The following is a 15,435-nucleotide window of genomic DNA, read 5'->3' as shown; positions in this document are numbered from 1 at the left end:
CGGATTGGACTCAACGGGCAATAGTACACCGGCGCGCGCGGTCCCGTCTGAGCGCGGCCTTAAGATGGGTCGCCGAAAAGCAAAAAAGCCAGGCAGAGCCTGGCTTTTCTGTCAAGACGACGACCGGCGATTACTCGGCGGTTGGCGCGTCTTCCACAGCGGTGACTTCTGGACGGTCCAGCAGCTCGACGTAAGCCATTGGCGCGTTGTCGCCAACGCGGAAGCCCATTTTCAGGATACGCAGGTAGCCGCCGTTACGGGCAGCGTAGCGTGGGCCCAGTTCGGCGAACAGCTTGACGACCATTTCGCGGTCGCGCAGGCGCGAGAAGGCCAGACGCTTGTTGGCCAGGGTGTCGGTCTTGCCCAGGGTCAGGATAGGCTCGACAACGCGGCGCAGTTCCTTGGCTTTAGGCAGCGTGGTTTTGATGGCTTCATGACGCAGCAGGGAAACGGTCATGTTGCGCAGCATAGCCAGGCGGTGGGACGAGGTGCGGTTCAGCTTACGGAGGCCGTGACGGTGACGCATGGTACTTCCTTTCGATGATGTTTAAATCCGAGTTCTTCGATCGCTGCCGCCAGGGCGGGAGCGCGGACCGGTTCTAGGGGATAAACGCCCGGCGCAACATGCGCCGGGCGGTAAAACTTACTGCAAATCAGTTGGTAACAGGGCAGAACATCGCTGCGCGATGTCCAGCACTGTCACCCAATTTGTTACTTTTCCAGACCGGCAGGCGGCCAGTTTTCCAGCTTCATGCCCAAGGTCAGGCCGCGCGAGGCGAGCACTTCCTTGATTTCGTTCAGCGACTTGCGGCCCAGGTTCGGCGTCTTCAGCAGTTCGTTTTCCGAACGCTGGATCAGGTCGCCGATGTAGTAGATGTTTTCCGCTTTCAGGCAGTTGGCCGAACGGACGGTCAGCTCCAGGTCGTCCACTGGACGCAGCAGGATAGGATCGACCAGCGGAGCACGCGATGGCGCTTCGGCGGCCGCTTCCGTGCCTTCCAGGGCGGCGAACACGTTCAACTGGTCGACCAAGACGCGCGCCGACTGGCGGATCGCTTCTTCCGGCGAGATCACGCCGTTGGTTTCGATGTTGATGATCAGCTTGTCCAGGTCGGTACGCTGTTCCACGCGAGCGGACTCGACGAAGTAGGAAACGCGGCGCACGGGCGAGAACGATGCATCCAGAATGATGCGGCCGATGGTCTTGTTGGTGTCTTCCGACAGGCGGCGGACGTTACCGGGCACATAGCCGCGGCCTTTTTCCACTTTGATCTGCATGTCCAGCTTACCGCCGGCGGTCAGGTGGGCGATCACGTGGTCCGGATTGATCAGTTCCACGTCGTGCGGCAGATCGATATCCGAGGCCAGGACGGCGCCTTCGCCTTCCTTCTTCAGGGTCAGGGTGACGGAGTCACGGTTGTGGACTTTGAAGACCACGCCCTTCAGGTTCAGCAGCAGGTCGACCACGTCTTCCTGCACGCCGTCGAGCGACGAGTATTCGTGCACGACGCCGGCGATCGTCACCTCGGTGGGTGCGTAGCCGATCATCGACGACAGCAGCACGCGGCGCAGCGCGTTGCCCAGGGTGTGGCCATAGCCGCGTTCGAACGGCTCCATCACGACTTTCGCGTGGCCGGCGCCCAGCGCCTCGACATCGATAATACGTGGTTTCAACAAACTGTTTTGCATGAAATGTCCTTTTCAATACCCTCGGCGCGTTAGGCCGATAAGGCTGATGGCATTAGTGAAAACGCCCACTCCGTGGAGTGGGCGGCGATACTAGCGACTACGATTAACGCGAGTACAATTCGACGATCAGCGATTCGTTGACGTCGTTGGCGATTTCGTTACGCTCTGGCAGCGACTTGAAGGTGCCTTCCATCTTCTTGGCGTCAACCGACACCCAGCTTGGCATACCGACTTGTTCAGCCAGCGACAGCGCTTCGATGATACGGGTCTGCTTCTTCGACTTTTCGCGCACGGCGATCACGTCGCCGATCTTCACGGAGTAGGAAGCGATGTTGACCACTTGGCCGTTCACGGTGAACGCTTTGTGCGACACCAGCTGACGCGCTTCAGCGCGGGTCGAGCCGAAGCCCATGCGGTAAGCGACGTTGTCCAGACGGGTTTCCAGCAGCTTCAGCAGGGTTTCGCCGGTGTTGCCCTTGCGGCGGTCGGCTTCGGCGAAGTAGCGGCGGAACTGACGCTCGAGGACGCCGTACATGCGCTTGACCTTCTGCTTTTCGCGCAGCTGGTTGCCGTAGTCCGAGGTGCGGGCACCCGATTTGACGCCGTGCTGGCCTGGCTTGACGTCCAGTTTGCACTTGCTGTCGAGCGAGCGGCGTGCGCTCTTGAGGAACAGGTCCGTACCTTCACGGCGGGACAGTTTTGCTTTTGGTCCGATATAACGTGCCACGATGCTTCCTTTTTATAAATAATAACGCCCCAGCCACATGCTTCCATGCAGTTAGGCGCTAGTCTGGTCCGCGTTCGGCCAGACGGTGGCTGACAATGATGACCCGCCGAACGGGTTCGACAGGCGACAACAGCCGGGCAGTATAACCGTTTCCGGCTTTCTGCTCCAGCGATTTTTGTGCTGCGGGTGAAACGGGGTACTGCACCACAGAAGGCTGGCGGGCGGGCGAACCCGCCGCCGCCGACTGTGCTTTAGATACGACGACGCTTCGGAGGACGGCAGCCGTTGTGTGGCACTGGGGTCACGTCCTGGATCTCGGTGATCTTGATGCCCAGGTTGTTCAGTGCGCGCACTGCGGATTCGCGACCAGGACCAGGGCCCTTGATGCGCACTTCCAGGTTCTTCACGCCGCATTCGACGGCCACTTTACCAGCCGCTTCAGCCGCAACCTGCGCTGCGAACGGGGTCGATTTACGCGAACCCTTGAAGCCAGCACCACCGGAGGTCGCCCACGACAGAGCGTTGCCCTGGCGGTCGGTGATGGTGATGATGGTGTTGTTGAAGGAAGCGTGCACGTGGGCGATGCCTTCAGCGACGTTCTTCTTGACCTTTTTACGAACGCGAGCTGCTGCTGCGCTGCTTTGTTGCTTAGCCATGTGATTTCCCTAGATTATTTCTTGAGCGATTGTGCGGCTTTGCGCGGGCCCTTGCGGGTACGTGCATTGGTGCGAGTACGCTGGCCGCGGACCGGCAGGCCCTTGCGGTGGCGCATACCACGGTAGCAACCCAGGTCCATCAAACGCTTGATGTTCATGGACAATTCGCGGCGCAGATCGCCTTCGACGATGAATTTCGCTACTTCATCGCGCAGCTTTTCCAGTTCGCTGTCGTCCAGGTCTTTGACCTTCTTGTTGGTCGCGATGCCCGTCGCCGCGCAGATGAACTGCGCGCGTGGGCGGCCAACACCGTAGATGGCCGTCAGGCCGATTACGGTGTGCTGATGATTGGGGATATTAACCCCTGCAATACGTGCCATTCGTTATTCCTCGATAAATAACGGTTATTAACCTTGACGCTGCTTGTGACGTGGTTCGACGCAGATGACGCGAACAACACCCTTGCGCTTGATGATCTTGCAGTTGCGGCAGATCCGCTTGACTGAGGCGTTAACTTTCATTTTGCACTCTCTTCTTGGTTCAATGTTGTAGGTTACTTGGTCCGGAACACGATGCGTGCCCGGCTCAGGTCATAAGGTGTCAGCTCTACCGTCACCTTGTCGCCAGGAAGAATGCGGATATAGTTCATCCGCATTTTACCCGAAATATGCCCGAGCACCACGTGTCCGTTTTCCAGCTTCACTCGAAATGTTGCATTCGGCAGATTCTCGAGAATCTCGCCCTGCATCTGTATGACGTCGTCTTTTGCCATTCGGTATGTTTGAAACCGCGCTTATCGCGTCGGAATTCCGCCTTTGAAGTTTGCTTTGCGCAGCAGCGATTCATATTGCTGCGACATCACGTAGTTTTGCACTTGCGCCATGAAGTCCATGGTCACAACCACAATAATCAACAGAGAAGTGCCACCAAAATAGAACGGCACCTTCCACTCGGCTTGCATGAATTCCGGCAACAAACACACCAACGTGATGTAGATTGCGCCTGCCAGAGTCAACCGGGTCAGGATCTTGTCGATGTAGCGGGCTGTCTGCTCACCGGGACGAATCCCTGGCACGAAGGCCCCGCTCTTCTTCAAGTTATCCGCCGTCTCCTTGCTGTTGAACACCAGAGCGGTGTAGAAGAAGCAGAAGAACACGATTGCAATGGCGTACAGCAGGGCGTGCATAGGCTCGCCTGGACCCATCGATGCTGCCACATCCTTGAGGAAGCGGATCACCGGGTTGGCCGGATTGGCGCCCTTGGCGAACCAGTCCAGGATCGTGGCCGGGAACAAGATGATCGACGATGCGAAGATCGGTGGGATCACGCCGGCCATGTTCAACTTCAATGGCAGGTGCGACGTTTGTCCACCGTAAATCTTGTTACCGACCTGGCGCTTAGCATAATTCACCAGAATCTTGCGCTGGCCACGTTCCACAAACACCACGAAGAACGTTACCGCCGCCACCAGGGCCACGATGATGATCGCCGAGAAGCTGCCGATCGAACCGTTGGCGACCTGGGAGAACAAGCCCCCCAGCGCGTTCGGCAGACCGGCGGCGATACCGGCGAAAATGATGATGGAGATGCCATTACCCAAGCCACGCTCGGTAATCTGCTCCCCCAGCCACATCAGGAACATGGTGCCAGTCAACAGCGTCACGACCGTCACGAAGCGGAACCCCAGGCCCGGATCCAGCACCAGGCCGGCTTGGGATTCCAGGGCGACTGCGATGCCGAACGCCTGGAACATCGCCAGCGCCACCGTGAAATACCGGGTGTACTGGGTGATCTTGCGTCGGCCTGCTTCGCCTTCTTTTTTGAGCGCTTCCATCTGAGGCGACACGATCGACAGCAATTGCATGATGATCGAGGCCGAGATGTAAGGCATGATACCCAGCGCAAACACCGTGAAGCGCGAGAGCGCGCCACCGCTGAACATGTTGAACATGCCCAGGATGCCACCCTCTTGCGACTTGAACAGCGCGGCCAATTGTACCGGATCGATCCCGGGCACCGGGACGTGAGCGCCGATACGATAAACCACCAATGCGCCAAGCAGGAACCAGAGCCGGCCCCATGGGAATCCGGCCGCAGCACTCTTAGCAAGTTGTGGATTAGTCGCCAATTTTCGCTCCGATCAAGCTGTTAGCGGGCAACTCAGGCTACCGAGCCGCCGGCTGCTTCGATGGCTGCCTTGGCGCCGGCCGTCACTTTCAGGCCTTTGAGGTTCACCGCTTTGGTGATCTCGCCGGACAGAATGACGCGCACGTCGCGGGCCAGCACGTTCAGCACGCCAGCTTGCTTGAGCACCAGGATGTCGACCTCGCCCACGGCCAGGGCGTTCAGGTCGGACAGACGCACTTCAGCTTTGAAGGTGGCGTTGAGCGACTTGAAACCGCGCTTAGGCAGACGGCGTTGCAGCGGCATCTGACCGCCTTCGAAACCGACTTTGTGGAAGCCGCCCGAACGCGATTTTTGACCTTTGTGACCACGGCCCGAGGTTTTACCCAGACCGGAGCCGATACCGCGGCCGACGCGACGCTTGTAGTGCTTAGCGCCGTCGGCTGGTTGGATGGTATTCAGTTCCATGTTTTCTCCGTACGTAAGCCCAGGGGCTTACGCAACAACTTTAACGAGGTACGAGACTTTGTTGATCATGCCGCGCACGGCTGGGGTGTCCTGCAACTCGCGTACCGAGTTGACACGACGCAGGCCCAGGCCGCGTACGGTGGCACGGTGGTCTTCACGCGTGCCGATCAAGCCCTTGACCAATTGTACTTTGACAGTTTTCGTCATGATGTCCACCTTAGCCCAGGATCTCTTCCACCGACTTACCGCGCTTGGCGGCGATGTCAGCAGGAGTACTCATTTTTGCCAGACCGTCCAGCGTGGCGCGCACCAGGTTGTAAGGGTTCGACGAGCCGGTGGATTTCGCCACCACGTCCGTCACGCCCATTACTTCGAAGATTGCGCGCATTGCGCCGCCGGCGATGACGCCCGTACCAGGTTTGGCCGGGCTCATCATCACTTTCGAGGCGCCGTGGCGACCCGATACCGTATGCTGCAGGGTGCCGTTCTTCAGAGGCACCTTGATCAGGTTGCGGCGGGCTTCTTCCATCGCCTTCTGCACACCGACCGGTACTTCCTTCGACTTGCCCTTGCCCATGCCGATGCGGCCATCGCCGTCACCAACCACGGTCAGCGCGGCGAAACCCATGATACGACCACCCTTGACCACTTTGGTCACGCGGTTGATCGCGATCATTTTCTCGCGCATGCCGTCATCCGGCTTGTCGCTTGCCATTTTTGCTTGCATTTTTGCCATGATCGTTCCTTAGAACTTCAGACCGGCTTCGCGCGCGGCTTCTGCCAGCGCCTTCACACGGCCGTGGTAACGGAAACCGGAGCGGTCGAACGCGACTTCGGTGATTCCTGCTTTCAGTGCTTTCTCTGCGACGCGCTTGCCGACCAGTGCGGCAGCGGCGGCGTTGCCGCCCTTGCCCGACTTGCCTGCCAGTTCGTTGCGCACTTCGACTTCGGCCGTGGAGGCCGACACCAGTACTTTGGCGTCCGGCGAGATCAGGTTCGCGTAAATGTGCAGATTGGTGCGGTGGACCGACAGGCGGTTCACTTTCAATTGCGCGATCTTGATCCGGGTTTGGCGTCCGCGGCGCAGACGTGATTCTTTCTTGTCCATCGTCAGCCCCTAGTTACTTCTTCTTGGTTTCTTTAATCTTCACCACTTCGTCCGAGTAACGGACGCCCTTGCCCTTGTAAGGCTCGGGAGCGCGGTAAGCGCGAACTTCAGCGGCGACCTGGCCCACTTGCTGACGGTCGATGCCTTTGATGACGATCTCCGTTGGCGTTGCGGTGGCGCAGGTGACGCCCGCTGGCATGGTGTGCACGACAGGGTGCGAGAAGCCCAGCGACAGGTTCAGCTTGTCGCCTTGCGCTTGCGCCTTGTAACCCACGCCGACCAGGTTCAGCTTCTTCTCGAAACCCTTGGTGACGCCGTTGACCATGTTGTTGACCAGCGCGCGCAGCGTGCCGGACATGGCATTGGCTTCGCGGCTGTCGTTGGCGGCGACGAACGTCAGGGTTCCTGCATTGTTTTCCACCGTGACCTGGCCGTTCAGGGCCTGGGTCAGCACGCCCAGCGGGCCTTTGACGGTGATCGCCTGTGCGGAGATGGCGACATCAGCGCCAGCTGGCACAGCGATTGGCATTTTAGCTACACGAGACATGTCTAACTCCTTATGCGACGTAGCAAATGACTTCGCCGCCGACACCGGTAGCGCGTGCTTTGCGGTCCGTCATGACGCCTTGCGGGGTCGACACGATCGCCACACCCAGGCCATTCATCACGGTAGGGATCTCGTCCTTGCCCTTGTAGACGCGCAGGCCCGGACGGGACACGCGCTCAAGGCGCTCGATGACGGGACGGCCAACATAATACTTCAAACCGATTTTCAGTTCCGCCTTGCCACCAGCTTCGGCGACGGCGAAATCTTCAATGTAACCCTCGTCCTTGAGGACGTTGGCAATCGCTACTTTGACTTTCGACGATGGCATGGCCACGGTCGTTTTTTGAACGCCTTGGGCGTTGCGAATGCGGGTCAGCATATCGGCGATAGGATCGCTCATACTCATTGCTTATTCTCCTATTACCAGCTTGCTTTAGTCATACCCGGGATCTCACCACGCATGGCGAATTCACGGAGCTTGATACGGCCCAGACCGAATTTACGGAAGGTGCCGCGTGGACGACCGGTGACGGCGCAGCGGTTGCGCTGGCGAGTCGGAGCCGAGTTACGTGGCAGGGCCTGCAGTTTCAGGCGCGCTTCGTAACGCTCTTCTTCCGATTTCGACTGGTCATCAATGATGGCCTTCAGCGAAGCGCGCTTGGCGGCGAACTTGTTCGCCAGGTCGACACGTTTCTGCTCACGGTTAATCAGTGCGAGTTTTGCCATGATCTACTTAGTTCCTGAACGGGAATTTAAAGGCGGCGAGCAGAGCTTTCGCTTCGTCGTCGGTCTTGGCGGTGGTGGTGATCGAGATGTTCATACCACGCAGCGCATCGATCTTGTCGTACTCGATTTCCGGGAAGATGATCTGCTCTTTCACGCCGATGTTGTAGTTGCCACGACCATCGAACGAACGGCCGTTCACACCGCGGAAATCGCGCACGCGTGGCAGGGCCACGGTGATGAAGCGATCCAGGAACTCGTACATGCGAGCGCCACGCAGGGTGACCATGGTACCGATCGGGTAGCCTTCACGGATCTTGAAACCCGCGATAGCCTTGCGCGATTTGGTGGTCACTGGCTTCTGGCCAGCGATCTTGGTCAGGTCGCCGACAGCGTGCTCGAGCACTTTCTTGTCGGCGATCGCCTCACCCACACCCATGTTCAGGGTGATCTTGGTCAGACGAGGAACTTCCATCACCGACTTGTAACCGAATTTCGCGGTCAGGTCGGCGACGACTTTTTCTTTATAGAATTCTTGGAGACGTGCCATGATTTCTTAAGCCTTCACTACTTCGCCGGACGATTTGAAGACGCGGACTTTCTTGCCATCCACTTCCTTGAAACCAACGCGGTCTGCCTTGCCAGTCGCCGCGTTGAACAACGCGACGTTGGACACGTGAATCGGCATAGTCTTATCGACGATACCACCTTGTACGCCAGTCATAGGGTTAGGCTTGGTCGCTTTTTTGGCGACGTTGATGCCCTCAACCACGACGTGCTCAGCGTCGACGCGACGCGAAACGACGCCGCGCTTGCCCTTGTCTTTCCCGGTCAGCACGATGACTTCGTCGTTTTTACGAATCTTATCCATTACGACTCCTTACAGGACTTCCGGTGCCAGGGACACGATCTTCATGAACTTTTCAGTGCGCAGCTCGCGCGTCACTGGTCCAAAAATACGGGTACCGATCGGTTCCAGCTTGGCGTTCAGCAGCACGGCGGCATTGCCGTCGAACTTGACCAGGGAACCATCTTGGCGACGCACACCTTTGGCGGTGCGCACAACCACGGCGTTATAAATTTCACCTTTTTTGACACGGCCGCGTGGCGCGGCAACCTTCACGGTCACCTTGATCACGTCGCCGATGCCAGCATAACGGCGCTTGGAGCCGCCCAACACCTTGATGCACATCACTTCCTTGGCACCGGTGTTGTCGGCCACTTCGAGCCGGCTTTCAGTTTGAATCATAGTATTCTCTTTCCCAACTTAAGCCGAAGAATCCACACAATGCGGACCTGCGGTCAGTCTTGGTCCCGCCAGCGGCGCCCATGCAGGCCCCGTTGTTTGGGTGCTTGACCTTCGTACTGCACTGACCGCACGGTTCAGCGTCTGTGGCCAGACACTTTGCGGCGTTACATGAACGAAGCCCGCAAGTATTACATACAATTTGCGGGCTTGCAAGAACTAATTAAAAACACCCCCCGACCGTCGCCGGGCGGGAGGTTTTTCTAATTAAACGATTTGTGCGGCTTGCACCACACGGGTCACGGTCCATGCCTTCGTCTTCGAGATCGGGCGACCTTCCACGATTTCCACCGTGTCACCGGCTTTCACCTGGTTGGTCTCGTCGTGCGCGTGGTACTTGTTCGAGCGCACGATGATCTTGCCGTACAAAGGATGTTTGACGTGACGTTCGATCAGAACGGTTACGGTCTTGTCCATTTTGTCGGACACCACTTTACCGATCAGCGTGCGCTTGAGCGGCTTTTTCACTGGTTCGGTCATTTGGCTTCCTTGGTGTTCATTACCGTTTTTACACGCGCGATGTCGCGGCGTACCTTCTTGAGCTGCGAAGTGTTGCTCAGCTGTTGCGTAGCGACTTGCATACGCAGACCAAACTGGGCCTTCAGCAGATCGTTCAGCTCTTGTTGCAGAGCTGCCTGGTCTTTGCCGCGGAGTTCAGATGCTTTCATATTTCACTCCTTTTATTGGCCAACCTGGCGCACCACGAAGGTGGTTGCCAGCGGCAGTTTGGCAGCGGCCAGACGGAACGCTTCGCGTGCCAGCTCTTCTGCGACGCCATCCATCTCGTACAGGACTTTGCCTGGCTGGATTTCGGCGACGTAGTACTCGGGGTTACCCTTACCGTTACCCATACGGACTTCGGCAGGCTTGTTCGAGATTGGCTTGTCCGGGAACACGCGGATCCAGATCCGGCCACCACGTTTGATGTGACGGGTCATGGCGCGACGTGCTGCCTCGATTTGACGGGCCGTGATACGGCCGCGGGCAACGGCTTTCAGACCGAACTCGCCGAACGACACGGCGGTGCCGCGGCTGTGCGAGATACCGGTGTTACGGCCCTTCTGCTCTTTACGATACTTCCTGCGTGCTGGTTGCAGCATGTTTATTCTCCTGCTTTCTCAGCTGGCGCAGCGGCCGGCTTGGCGGCACGCACACGCGCACCTGGCGCTGAGGATGGTTTCGCACCGGCTGGACGTGGGCGGCCGGCTGGCTTGCCGTCGTCACGACGCGGACCGCGGCTCTTCTTCTCGTCAGCTGGGGTCTCGATGACTGGCGCTTCGCCGGCGGCGTTGCGGTCACCCTTGTAAACCCACACCTTGACGCCGATGATGCCGTAGGTGGTCGATGCTTCGCTGGTGCCGTAGTCGATGTCGGCGCGCAGGGTATGCAGAGGCACGCGGCCTTCGCGGTACCACTCTTTGCGGGCGATTTCGATGCCGTTCAGACGGCCCGACGACATGATCTTGATGCCCAGGGCACCCAGACGCATGGCGTTTTGCATCGCACGCTTCATGGCGCGGCGGAACATGATGCGCTTTTCCAGCTGCTGGGCGATGGAATCGGCGATCAGTTGCGAATCGATTTCCGGCTTGCGGATTTCCTCGATATTGACGTGCACTGGCACGCCCATGATCTTGGTCAGCGCCGACTTCAGCACTTCGATGTCTTCGCCCTTCTTGCCGATCACCACGCCCGGACGCGAGCTGTAGATGGTGAAGCGCGCGTTCTTGGCTGGACGCTCGATGACGATGCGGCCGACCGAGGCGTTCTTCAGCTTGGTCTTCAGGTAGGCGCGTGCCTTCAGGTCTTCGTTCAGCATCGAAGCGAAGTTGCCGTTGCCCGCGTACCAACGCGAGGCCCAGTTACGGGTAACCGCCAGGCGGAAACCAGTTGGATGAATTTTCTGACCCATCGTGGCTCCTTAGTTACCGACGGTCACGTACACGTGACACGATTGTTTCGAAATACGATCGCCACGACCCTTTGCACGCGCGGTGAAGCGCTTGAGGATCGGGCCCTTTTCGACGTAGATCGTTTTCACGAACAGTTCGTCGATGTCGGCACCATCGTTGTGCTCGGCGTTCGCGATCGCGGACTCCAGCACTTTCTTGATGATGGTCGCGCCTTTTTTCGGGCTGAATTGCAGAATGTTGAGCGCAGCGTCAACCTTCTTGCCACGGATCAGGTCCGCCACCAGGCGGCCTTTCTGATCCGACAAGCGCACACCCTTGAGGATAGCTTTAGTTTCCATTATTTCTTCGCCTTCTTGTCAGCGGCATGGCCCTTGAACGTGCGGGTCAGCGCGAATTCGCCAAGCTTGTGACCAACCATGTTCTCGGAGACGTACACGGGCACGTGCAGCTTGCCGTTGTGGACGGCGATCGTCAGGCCGATGAAGTCAGGCATGATGGTCGAACGACGGGACCAGGTTTTGATTGGCTTCTTGTCCTTGGCAGCTTGCGCGGCTTCGACCTTCTTCACCAGGTGGGCGTCACAGAACGGCCCTTTTTTCAATGAACGAGTCATGATTTATCCTTATTTCTTGCCGCGGCGCGAGACGATCATCGACGAAGTGCGCTTGTTGCTGCGCGTCTTCTTGCCCTTGGTCTGCTGGCCCCATGGCGACACTGGGTGACGGCCAGCAGCGGTGCGGCCTTCACCACCACCGTGCGGGTGGTCGATCGGGTTCATGACGACACCACGCACGGTCGGACGCACACCGCGCCAACGCATGGCACCGGCTTTACCGATCTTGCGCAGGCTATGTTCGGCGTTGCCGACTTCACCAACGGTGGCGCGGCACTCGATGTGCACGCGGCGCACTTCGCCCGAGCGCAGACGCACTTGAGCGTAGGTGCCTTCGCGGGCCATCAGCACGACGCCGGCGCCGGCGGTACGGGCCATCTGGGCACCCTTACCTGGCAGCATCTCGACGCAGTTCATCACGGTACCGACCGGGATGTTGCGGATCGGCAGGCAGTTGCCGGCCTTGATCGGGGCTTCCGAACCGTTCATCACGGTGTCGCCGACGCTCATGCCCTTGGTGGCGATGATGTACTGGCGCTCGCCGTCGGCGTAGCACAGCAGGGCGATGTGGGCGGTGCGGTTAGGATCGTATTCGATCCGTTCCACTTTCGCCGGAATGCCGTCCTTCTGGCGCTTGAAGTCGACCAGACGGTAGTGCTGCTTGTGACCACCGCCGATGTGGCGGGTGGTGATGTGGCCGTTGTTGTTACGGCCGGCGGTCTTCGATTTTTTCTCAACCAGGGCGGCGAACGGACGGCCTTTGTACAGGTCGGCGTTGACCACCTTCACCATGCCGCGACGGCCTGGCGAGGTTGGCTTCATCTTAACGAGTGCCATTATTTAGCCTCCTCGGAGAAATTGATTTCCTGGCCGGGCTTCAGGCACACGAAAGCGCGCTTGGTATGGTTGCGACGGCCGGTGCGGGCACCGGTGCGCTTCTGCTTACCTTCGCGGTTGACGGTCTGCACCGATTCCACTTCCACCTTGAACAGCAGTTCAACGGCGGCCTTGATTTCTGGCTTGGTCGCGTCGGTGGTAACACGGAACACGATCTGTTCGTTCTTTTCCGCGACCATGGTCGCTTTTTCGGAAATGACCGGAGCCAGCAGCACCTTCATCAGGCGCTCTTCGCTAAATTTCACTGCGCTCATGCCAGCATCTCCTCAATCTTAGCCAGTGCAGCCTTGGTGACCAGGATCTTCTTGTAGAACACCAGGGACATCGGATCTGCGTGACGTGGTTCCACAACCAGCACGTTAGGCAGGTTGCGCGAAGCCAGTTCCAGGTTTTCGTTGGCGACGTCGGTGATGATCAGCACGGAGTCCAGGCCCATGCCGGTCAGCTTTTGCGACAGCAGCTTGGTCTTCGGGGCTTCGATGGTCAGATCTTCGATGACCGACAGACGGTCTTCGCGGGCCAGTTGCGACAGGATCGAGCAGATACCAGCGCGGTACATCTTCTTGTTCACTTTATGGGTGAAGTTCTCGTCGGGCGAGTTCGGGAAGATGCGACCACCGCCGCGCCACAGTGGCGACGACGACATACCGGCACGAGCGCGGCCGGTGCCTTTTTGGCGCCATGGCTTCTTGGTCGTGTGGTGAACTTCTTCACGGTCTTTCTGCTTGCGGTTACCGCTGCGTGCGTTGGCCTGATAGGCCACGACCACTTGGTGGATCAGCGCTTCGTTGTAGTCACGGCCGAAGATGGTGTCGGCGGCTGCTACGTTCGAGGCGGCTTGACCTTGCGCGTTCAAGAGCTTGAGTTCCATCGTTTAAGCTCCCTTCTTTGCTTTAACTTTAACGGCAGGCGAAACGACGACCTGGCCATTTTTCGCGCCAGGTACGGCACCCTTGACCAGCAGCAGCTGGCGGTCGGCGTCGATACGGGCGATTTCGAGGTTCTGGATGGTGCGGTTGACGTCACCGAGGTGACCGGTCATGCGCTTACCTGGGAACACGCGGCCTGGATCCTGCGCCATACCGATGGAGCCTGGAACATTGTGCGAGCGGGAGTTACCGTGGGTGGCACGGCCCGAAGCGAAGTGGTGACGCTTGATGGTACCGGCGTAACCTTTACCGATCGTCACACCCTGCACATCGATCTTCTGACCGACTTCGAACAGCGAAGCGGCAACGACGTCGCCTGCTTTCAGTTCGGCAGCTTTGGCGGCGTCGACGCGGAACTCTTTCAACAGAGTACCGGCTTCAACACCCGCTTTAGCGTGGTGACCAGCGACGGCTTTGGTCACGCGGGAAGCGCGACGTTGACCGAATGCAACCTGAACTGCGGAATAACCATCCGTTTCAGGCGTTTTGATTTGCGCAACACGGTTGTTCGATACGTCCAACACGGTGACTGGGATCGAATCCCCGTCATCGGTGAAGATGCGCATCATACCAACCTTGCGACCGAGGAGGCCAAGGCTCATTTTTTCTCCATTCCCACCTACGATTGGGCGGGGCTTTGTTGAACTACAAAATTAGTACGGACCAGAAAAAGGCGAATCCATACCGAAGCCGGCTAGTGTAGCGTCATTTGGGTCTTGACGCAACAACTAAATACGGGGTATGTCGGGTTTCCGGCGGCCCGCGCCACGCCGTCCCGCCAGCGCCAAGGCCGGGCGTGTGCAACTGGCACACACAGATGATAATAAAGTAACTTCTATTGTTATAATTGACGTAAAATTATTTCTCCGACATGGGCGAGCCTTGTCGCGCGCGCCGTTTTTTTGTTCACCACAGACCAGGGAGTTTTTTCATGAAATTTACGCCCATCTTTGCCACGGCACTGCTGGGAGCCAGTTTGACCCTGGCCTGCGGCACCGCGTCCGCAGCCGGCCACACCAGCGCCAGCAGCAACCTGTCCCCCCTAGTATTCCAGTTGACCGACCTCACGCCCGCCGACGGCCAGGGCGCCGGCATGCAGTACGACCTGCTTTCTTCCTACCTCAACAGCCGGCTCGATGAGCCCGGTCCGCCACCGGCCTCGCCCACCATGACCCAGTCGTATACGGGCACGTTGGCGGCCGCCAGCACGCTGCTCGATAACGCCTACGCCCACAGCGCCGGCGGCCAGAATGGCCAGCTGGGCGACCAGCACGGCGAAACCACGCTGCAGGAAGGGACGCCGCTCGACGGCGGCGCCTTCGCGGCCGGCAATAACACGGCCGTGCTGACGCTGCTGCCCCATACGGCGCTGACCATCACCGGCCATGCCACGGGCGCCGTCAGCGTGGCCGACATGCTCGACCCGGCCTCCTATCTCGCCCATGCGGGGGCCATGGTCGGCCTGCAGGACGCCGACCACAACTGGATCGGCTATTTCAACCAGAGCACCGACACGGATGGTTTCACGTTCACCGGCGGCTTCGACACGCCGCTGGAGATGTATTACGCCAACCAGAGCGACAGCAATGTGACGCTCTATCTGTATGCCGGCATCAACAACGCGACCAGCCGCATCTCCGCCGTGCCGGAGCCGTCCGGCTATGCCATGCTGGGCGCCGGCCTGCTGCTGGTGGCCGCGTTGCGCCGCCCCCGGCGCCAGGGCTGAGCGCCTCGG

General features: G+C 59.0%; 29 protein-coding genes. 1 reads left to right on the top strand and 28 read right to left on the bottom strand.

Annotated features, from left to right (window positions below; translation table 11 throughout):
- Window positions 1-130 precede the first annotated feature (130 nt).
- The 28 genes from rplQ to rplC all read right to left on the bottom strand — a co-directional run bounded on the left by rplQ (window position 131) and on the right by rplC (window position 14,302).
- The gene (gene rplQ / locus AC1RQG_RS02030; protein WP_182151361.1) at window positions 131-526 is read right to left on the bottom strand and encodes a 50S ribosomal protein L17; all 396 of its coding nucleotides are present in this window, start codon (window positions 524-526) and stop codon (window positions 131-133) included.
- A gap of 185 nt (window positions 527-711) precedes the next feature.
- Entirely contained in the window at window positions 712-1,689 is a 978-nt protein-coding gene (locus tag AC1RQG_RS02025; RefSeq protein ID WP_072786829.1) for a DNA-directed RNA polymerase subunit alpha, read from the bottom strand.
- 103 nt (window positions 1,690-1,792) lie between these two features.
- Window positions 1,793-2,416 carry a 30S ribosomal protein S4 gene (gene rpsD / locus AC1RQG_RS02020; protein ID WP_493127764.1) on the bottom strand — a complete coding sequence of 208 codons (624 nt, stop codon included), beginning with the start codon at window positions 2,414-2,416 and terminating at the stop codon, window positions 1,793-1,795.
- 251 nt (window positions 2,417-2,667) lie between these two features.
- Window positions 2,668-3,072 (bottom strand): 30S ribosomal protein S11, encoded by a 405-nt coding sequence (gene rpsK / locus AC1RQG_RS02015; RefSeq protein WP_008444339.1) that lies wholly within the window; start codon window positions 3,070-3,072, stop codon window positions 2,668-2,670.
- Window positions 3,073-3,086: 14 nt separating this feature from the next.
- Window positions 3,087-3,452: a 30S ribosomal protein S13 gene (rpsM, locus tag AC1RQG_RS02010; RefSeq protein WP_493127761.1), complete on the bottom strand. Its 366-nt coding sequence runs from the start codon at window positions 3,450-3,452 to the stop codon at window positions 3,087-3,089.
- Between the two features lie 27 nt (window positions 3,453-3,479).
- Window positions 3,480-3,593, bottom strand: a complete 114-nt coding sequence (gene rpmJ, locus AC1RQG_RS02005) for a 50S ribosomal protein L36 (protein WP_005663407.1) — start codon at window positions 3,591-3,593, stop codon at window positions 3,480-3,482.
- A 32-nt stretch (window positions 3,594-3,625) separates the two neighbouring features.
- Window positions 3,626-3,844: a translation initiation factor IF-1 gene (gene infA, locus AC1RQG_RS02000; RefSeq protein ID WP_005663428.1), complete on the bottom strand. Its 219-nt coding sequence runs from the start codon at window positions 3,842-3,844 to the stop codon at window positions 3,626-3,628.
- A gap of 21 nt (window positions 3,845-3,865) precedes the next feature.
- Complete coding sequence (gene secY / locus AC1RQG_RS01995) at window positions 3,866-5,200, bottom strand: preprotein translocase subunit SecY (RefSeq protein WP_182151364.1); 1,335 nt, start codon at window positions 5,198-5,200, stop codon at window positions 3,866-3,868.
- 32 nt (window positions 5,201-5,232) lie between these two features.
- Window positions 5,233-5,664: a 50S ribosomal protein L15 gene (rplO, locus tag AC1RQG_RS01990; protein ID WP_493127758.1), complete on the bottom strand. Its 432-nt coding sequence runs from the start codon at window positions 5,662-5,664 to the stop codon at window positions 5,233-5,235.
- A gap of 27 nt (window positions 5,665-5,691) precedes the next feature.
- Window positions 5,692-5,874: a 50S ribosomal protein L30 gene (rpmD, locus tag AC1RQG_RS01985; RefSeq protein WP_493128222.1), complete on the bottom strand. Its 183-nt coding sequence runs from the start codon at window positions 5,872-5,874 to the stop codon at window positions 5,692-5,694.
- Between the two features lie 7 nt (window positions 5,875-5,881).
- On the bottom strand, window positions 5,882-6,400 hold the full coding sequence (rpsE, locus tag AC1RQG_RS01980; RefSeq protein ID WP_492718015.1) for a 30S ribosomal protein S5: 519 nt from the start codon (window positions 6,398-6,400) through the stop codon (window positions 5,882-5,884).
- 9 nt (window positions 6,401-6,409) lie between these two features.
- Window positions 6,410-6,772: a 50S ribosomal protein L18 gene (gene rplR, locus AC1RQG_RS01975; RefSeq protein ID WP_182151368.1), complete on the bottom strand. Its 363-nt coding sequence runs from the start codon at window positions 6,770-6,772 to the stop codon at window positions 6,410-6,412.
- A gap of 13 nt (window positions 6,773-6,785) precedes the next feature.
- On the bottom strand, window positions 6,786-7,319 hold the full coding sequence (rplF, locus tag AC1RQG_RS01970) for a 50S ribosomal protein L6 (RefSeq protein ID WP_493127755.1): 534 nt from the start codon (window positions 7,317-7,319) through the stop codon (window positions 6,786-6,788).
- A gap of 10 nt (window positions 7,320-7,329) precedes the next feature.
- Window positions 7,330-7,725 carry a 30S ribosomal protein S8 gene (gene rpsH, locus AC1RQG_RS01965; RefSeq protein ID WP_093556907.1) on the bottom strand — a complete coding sequence of 132 codons (396 nt, stop codon included), beginning with the start codon at window positions 7,723-7,725 and terminating at the stop codon, window positions 7,330-7,332.
- A gap of 14 nt (window positions 7,726-7,739) precedes the next feature.
- The gene (gene rpsN, locus AC1RQG_RS01960; protein ID WP_008444324.1) at window positions 7,740-8,045 is read right to left on the bottom strand and encodes a 30S ribosomal protein S14; all 306 of its coding nucleotides are present in this window, start codon (window positions 8,043-8,045) and stop codon (window positions 7,740-7,742) included.
- Window positions 8,046-8,052: 7 nt separating this feature from the next.
- The gene (gene rplE / locus AC1RQG_RS01955; protein WP_008444321.1) at window positions 8,053-8,592 is read right to left on the bottom strand and encodes a 50S ribosomal protein L5; all 540 of its coding nucleotides are present in this window, start codon (window positions 8,590-8,592) and stop codon (window positions 8,053-8,055) included.
- 6 nt (window positions 8,593-8,598) lie between these two features.
- Window positions 8,599-8,913, bottom strand: coding sequence for a 50S ribosomal protein L24 (rplX, locus tag AC1RQG_RS01950; protein ID WP_493127752.1), 315 nt, complete (start codon window positions 8,911-8,913; stop codon window positions 8,599-8,601).
- Window positions 8,914-8,922: 9 nt separating this feature from the next.
- On the bottom strand, window positions 8,923-9,291 hold the full coding sequence (gene rplN, locus AC1RQG_RS01945; RefSeq protein WP_008444317.1) for a 50S ribosomal protein L14: 369 nt from the start codon (window positions 9,289-9,291) through the stop codon (window positions 8,923-8,925).
- Window positions 9,292-9,555: 264 nt separating this feature from the next.
- The gene (rpsQ, locus tag AC1RQG_RS01940; RefSeq protein WP_182151372.1) at window positions 9,556-9,828 is read right to left on the bottom strand and encodes a 30S ribosomal protein S17; all 273 of its coding nucleotides are present in this window, start codon (window positions 9,826-9,828) and stop codon (window positions 9,556-9,558) included.
- Window positions 9,825-10,016, bottom strand: a complete 192-nt coding sequence (rpmC, locus tag AC1RQG_RS01935) for a 50S ribosomal protein L29 (RefSeq protein WP_182151373.1) — start codon at window positions 10,014-10,016, stop codon at window positions 9,825-9,827. The genes rpsQ and rpmC overlap by 4 nt, the downstream gene beginning before the upstream one ends.
- Before the next feature lie 12 nt (window positions 10,017-10,028).
- Entirely contained in the window at window positions 10,029-10,448 is a 420-nt protein-coding gene (gene rplP / locus AC1RQG_RS01930; RefSeq protein WP_056404292.1) for a 50S ribosomal protein L16, read from the bottom strand.
- A 2-nt stretch (window positions 10,449-10,450) separates the two neighbouring features.
- Entirely contained in the window at window positions 10,451-11,260 is an 810-nt protein-coding gene (gene rpsC, locus AC1RQG_RS01925; protein ID WP_493127748.1) for a 30S ribosomal protein S3, read from the bottom strand.
- A 9-nt stretch (window positions 11,261-11,269) separates the two neighbouring features.
- Window positions 11,270-11,602, bottom strand: coding sequence for a 50S ribosomal protein L22 (gene rplV, locus AC1RQG_RS01920; RefSeq protein ID WP_182151929.1), 333 nt, complete (start codon window positions 11,600-11,602; stop codon window positions 11,270-11,272).
- Window positions 11,599-11,874, bottom strand: coding sequence for a 30S ribosomal protein S19 (rpsS, locus tag AC1RQG_RS01915; RefSeq protein ID WP_008444295.1), 276 nt, complete (start codon window positions 11,872-11,874; stop codon window positions 11,599-11,601). Before rpsS ends, rplV begins: the two co-directional genes overlap by 4 nt.
- Window positions 11,875-11,883: 9 nt before the next feature.
- Window positions 11,884-12,711: a 50S ribosomal protein L2 gene (rplB, locus tag AC1RQG_RS01910; RefSeq protein ID WP_493127744.1), complete on the bottom strand. Its 828-nt coding sequence runs from the start codon at window positions 12,709-12,711 to the stop codon at window positions 11,884-11,886.
- Window positions 12,711-13,025 (bottom strand): 50S ribosomal protein L23, encoded by a 315-nt coding sequence (gene rplW, locus AC1RQG_RS01905; protein ID WP_493127742.1) that lies wholly within the window; start codon window positions 13,023-13,025, stop codon window positions 12,711-12,713. The genes rplB and rplW overlap by 1 nt, the downstream gene beginning before the upstream one ends.
- A complete protein-coding gene (rplD, locus tag AC1RQG_RS01900) occupies window positions 13,022-13,642 on the bottom strand; it encodes a 50S ribosomal protein L4 (RefSeq protein ID WP_493127740.1) in 621 nt (206 codons plus the stop codon). Before rplD ends, rplW begins: the two co-directional genes overlap by 4 nt.
- Before the next feature lie 3 nt (window positions 13,643-13,645).
- Window positions 13,646-14,302 (bottom strand): 50S ribosomal protein L3, encoded by a 657-nt coding sequence (gene rplC / locus AC1RQG_RS01895; RefSeq protein WP_493127737.1) that lies wholly within the window; start codon window positions 14,300-14,302, stop codon window positions 13,646-13,648.
- 329 nt (window positions 14,303-14,631) lie between these two features.
- On the opposite strand from rplC, the gene AC1RQG_RS01890 reads away from it, so the two are divergent.
- Window positions 14,632-15,426, top strand: a complete 795-nt coding sequence (locus AC1RQG_RS01890; RefSeq protein WP_493127734.1) for a PEP-CTERM sorting domain-containing protein — start codon at window positions 14,632-14,634, stop codon at window positions 15,424-15,426.
- Window positions 15,427-15,435 lie beyond the last annotated feature (9 nt).

It is taken from the genome of Rugamonas sp. GW822-FHT03B10 (assembly GCF_058801745.1).
This window is presented reverse-complemented; position numbering and strand designations above follow the sequence as displayed.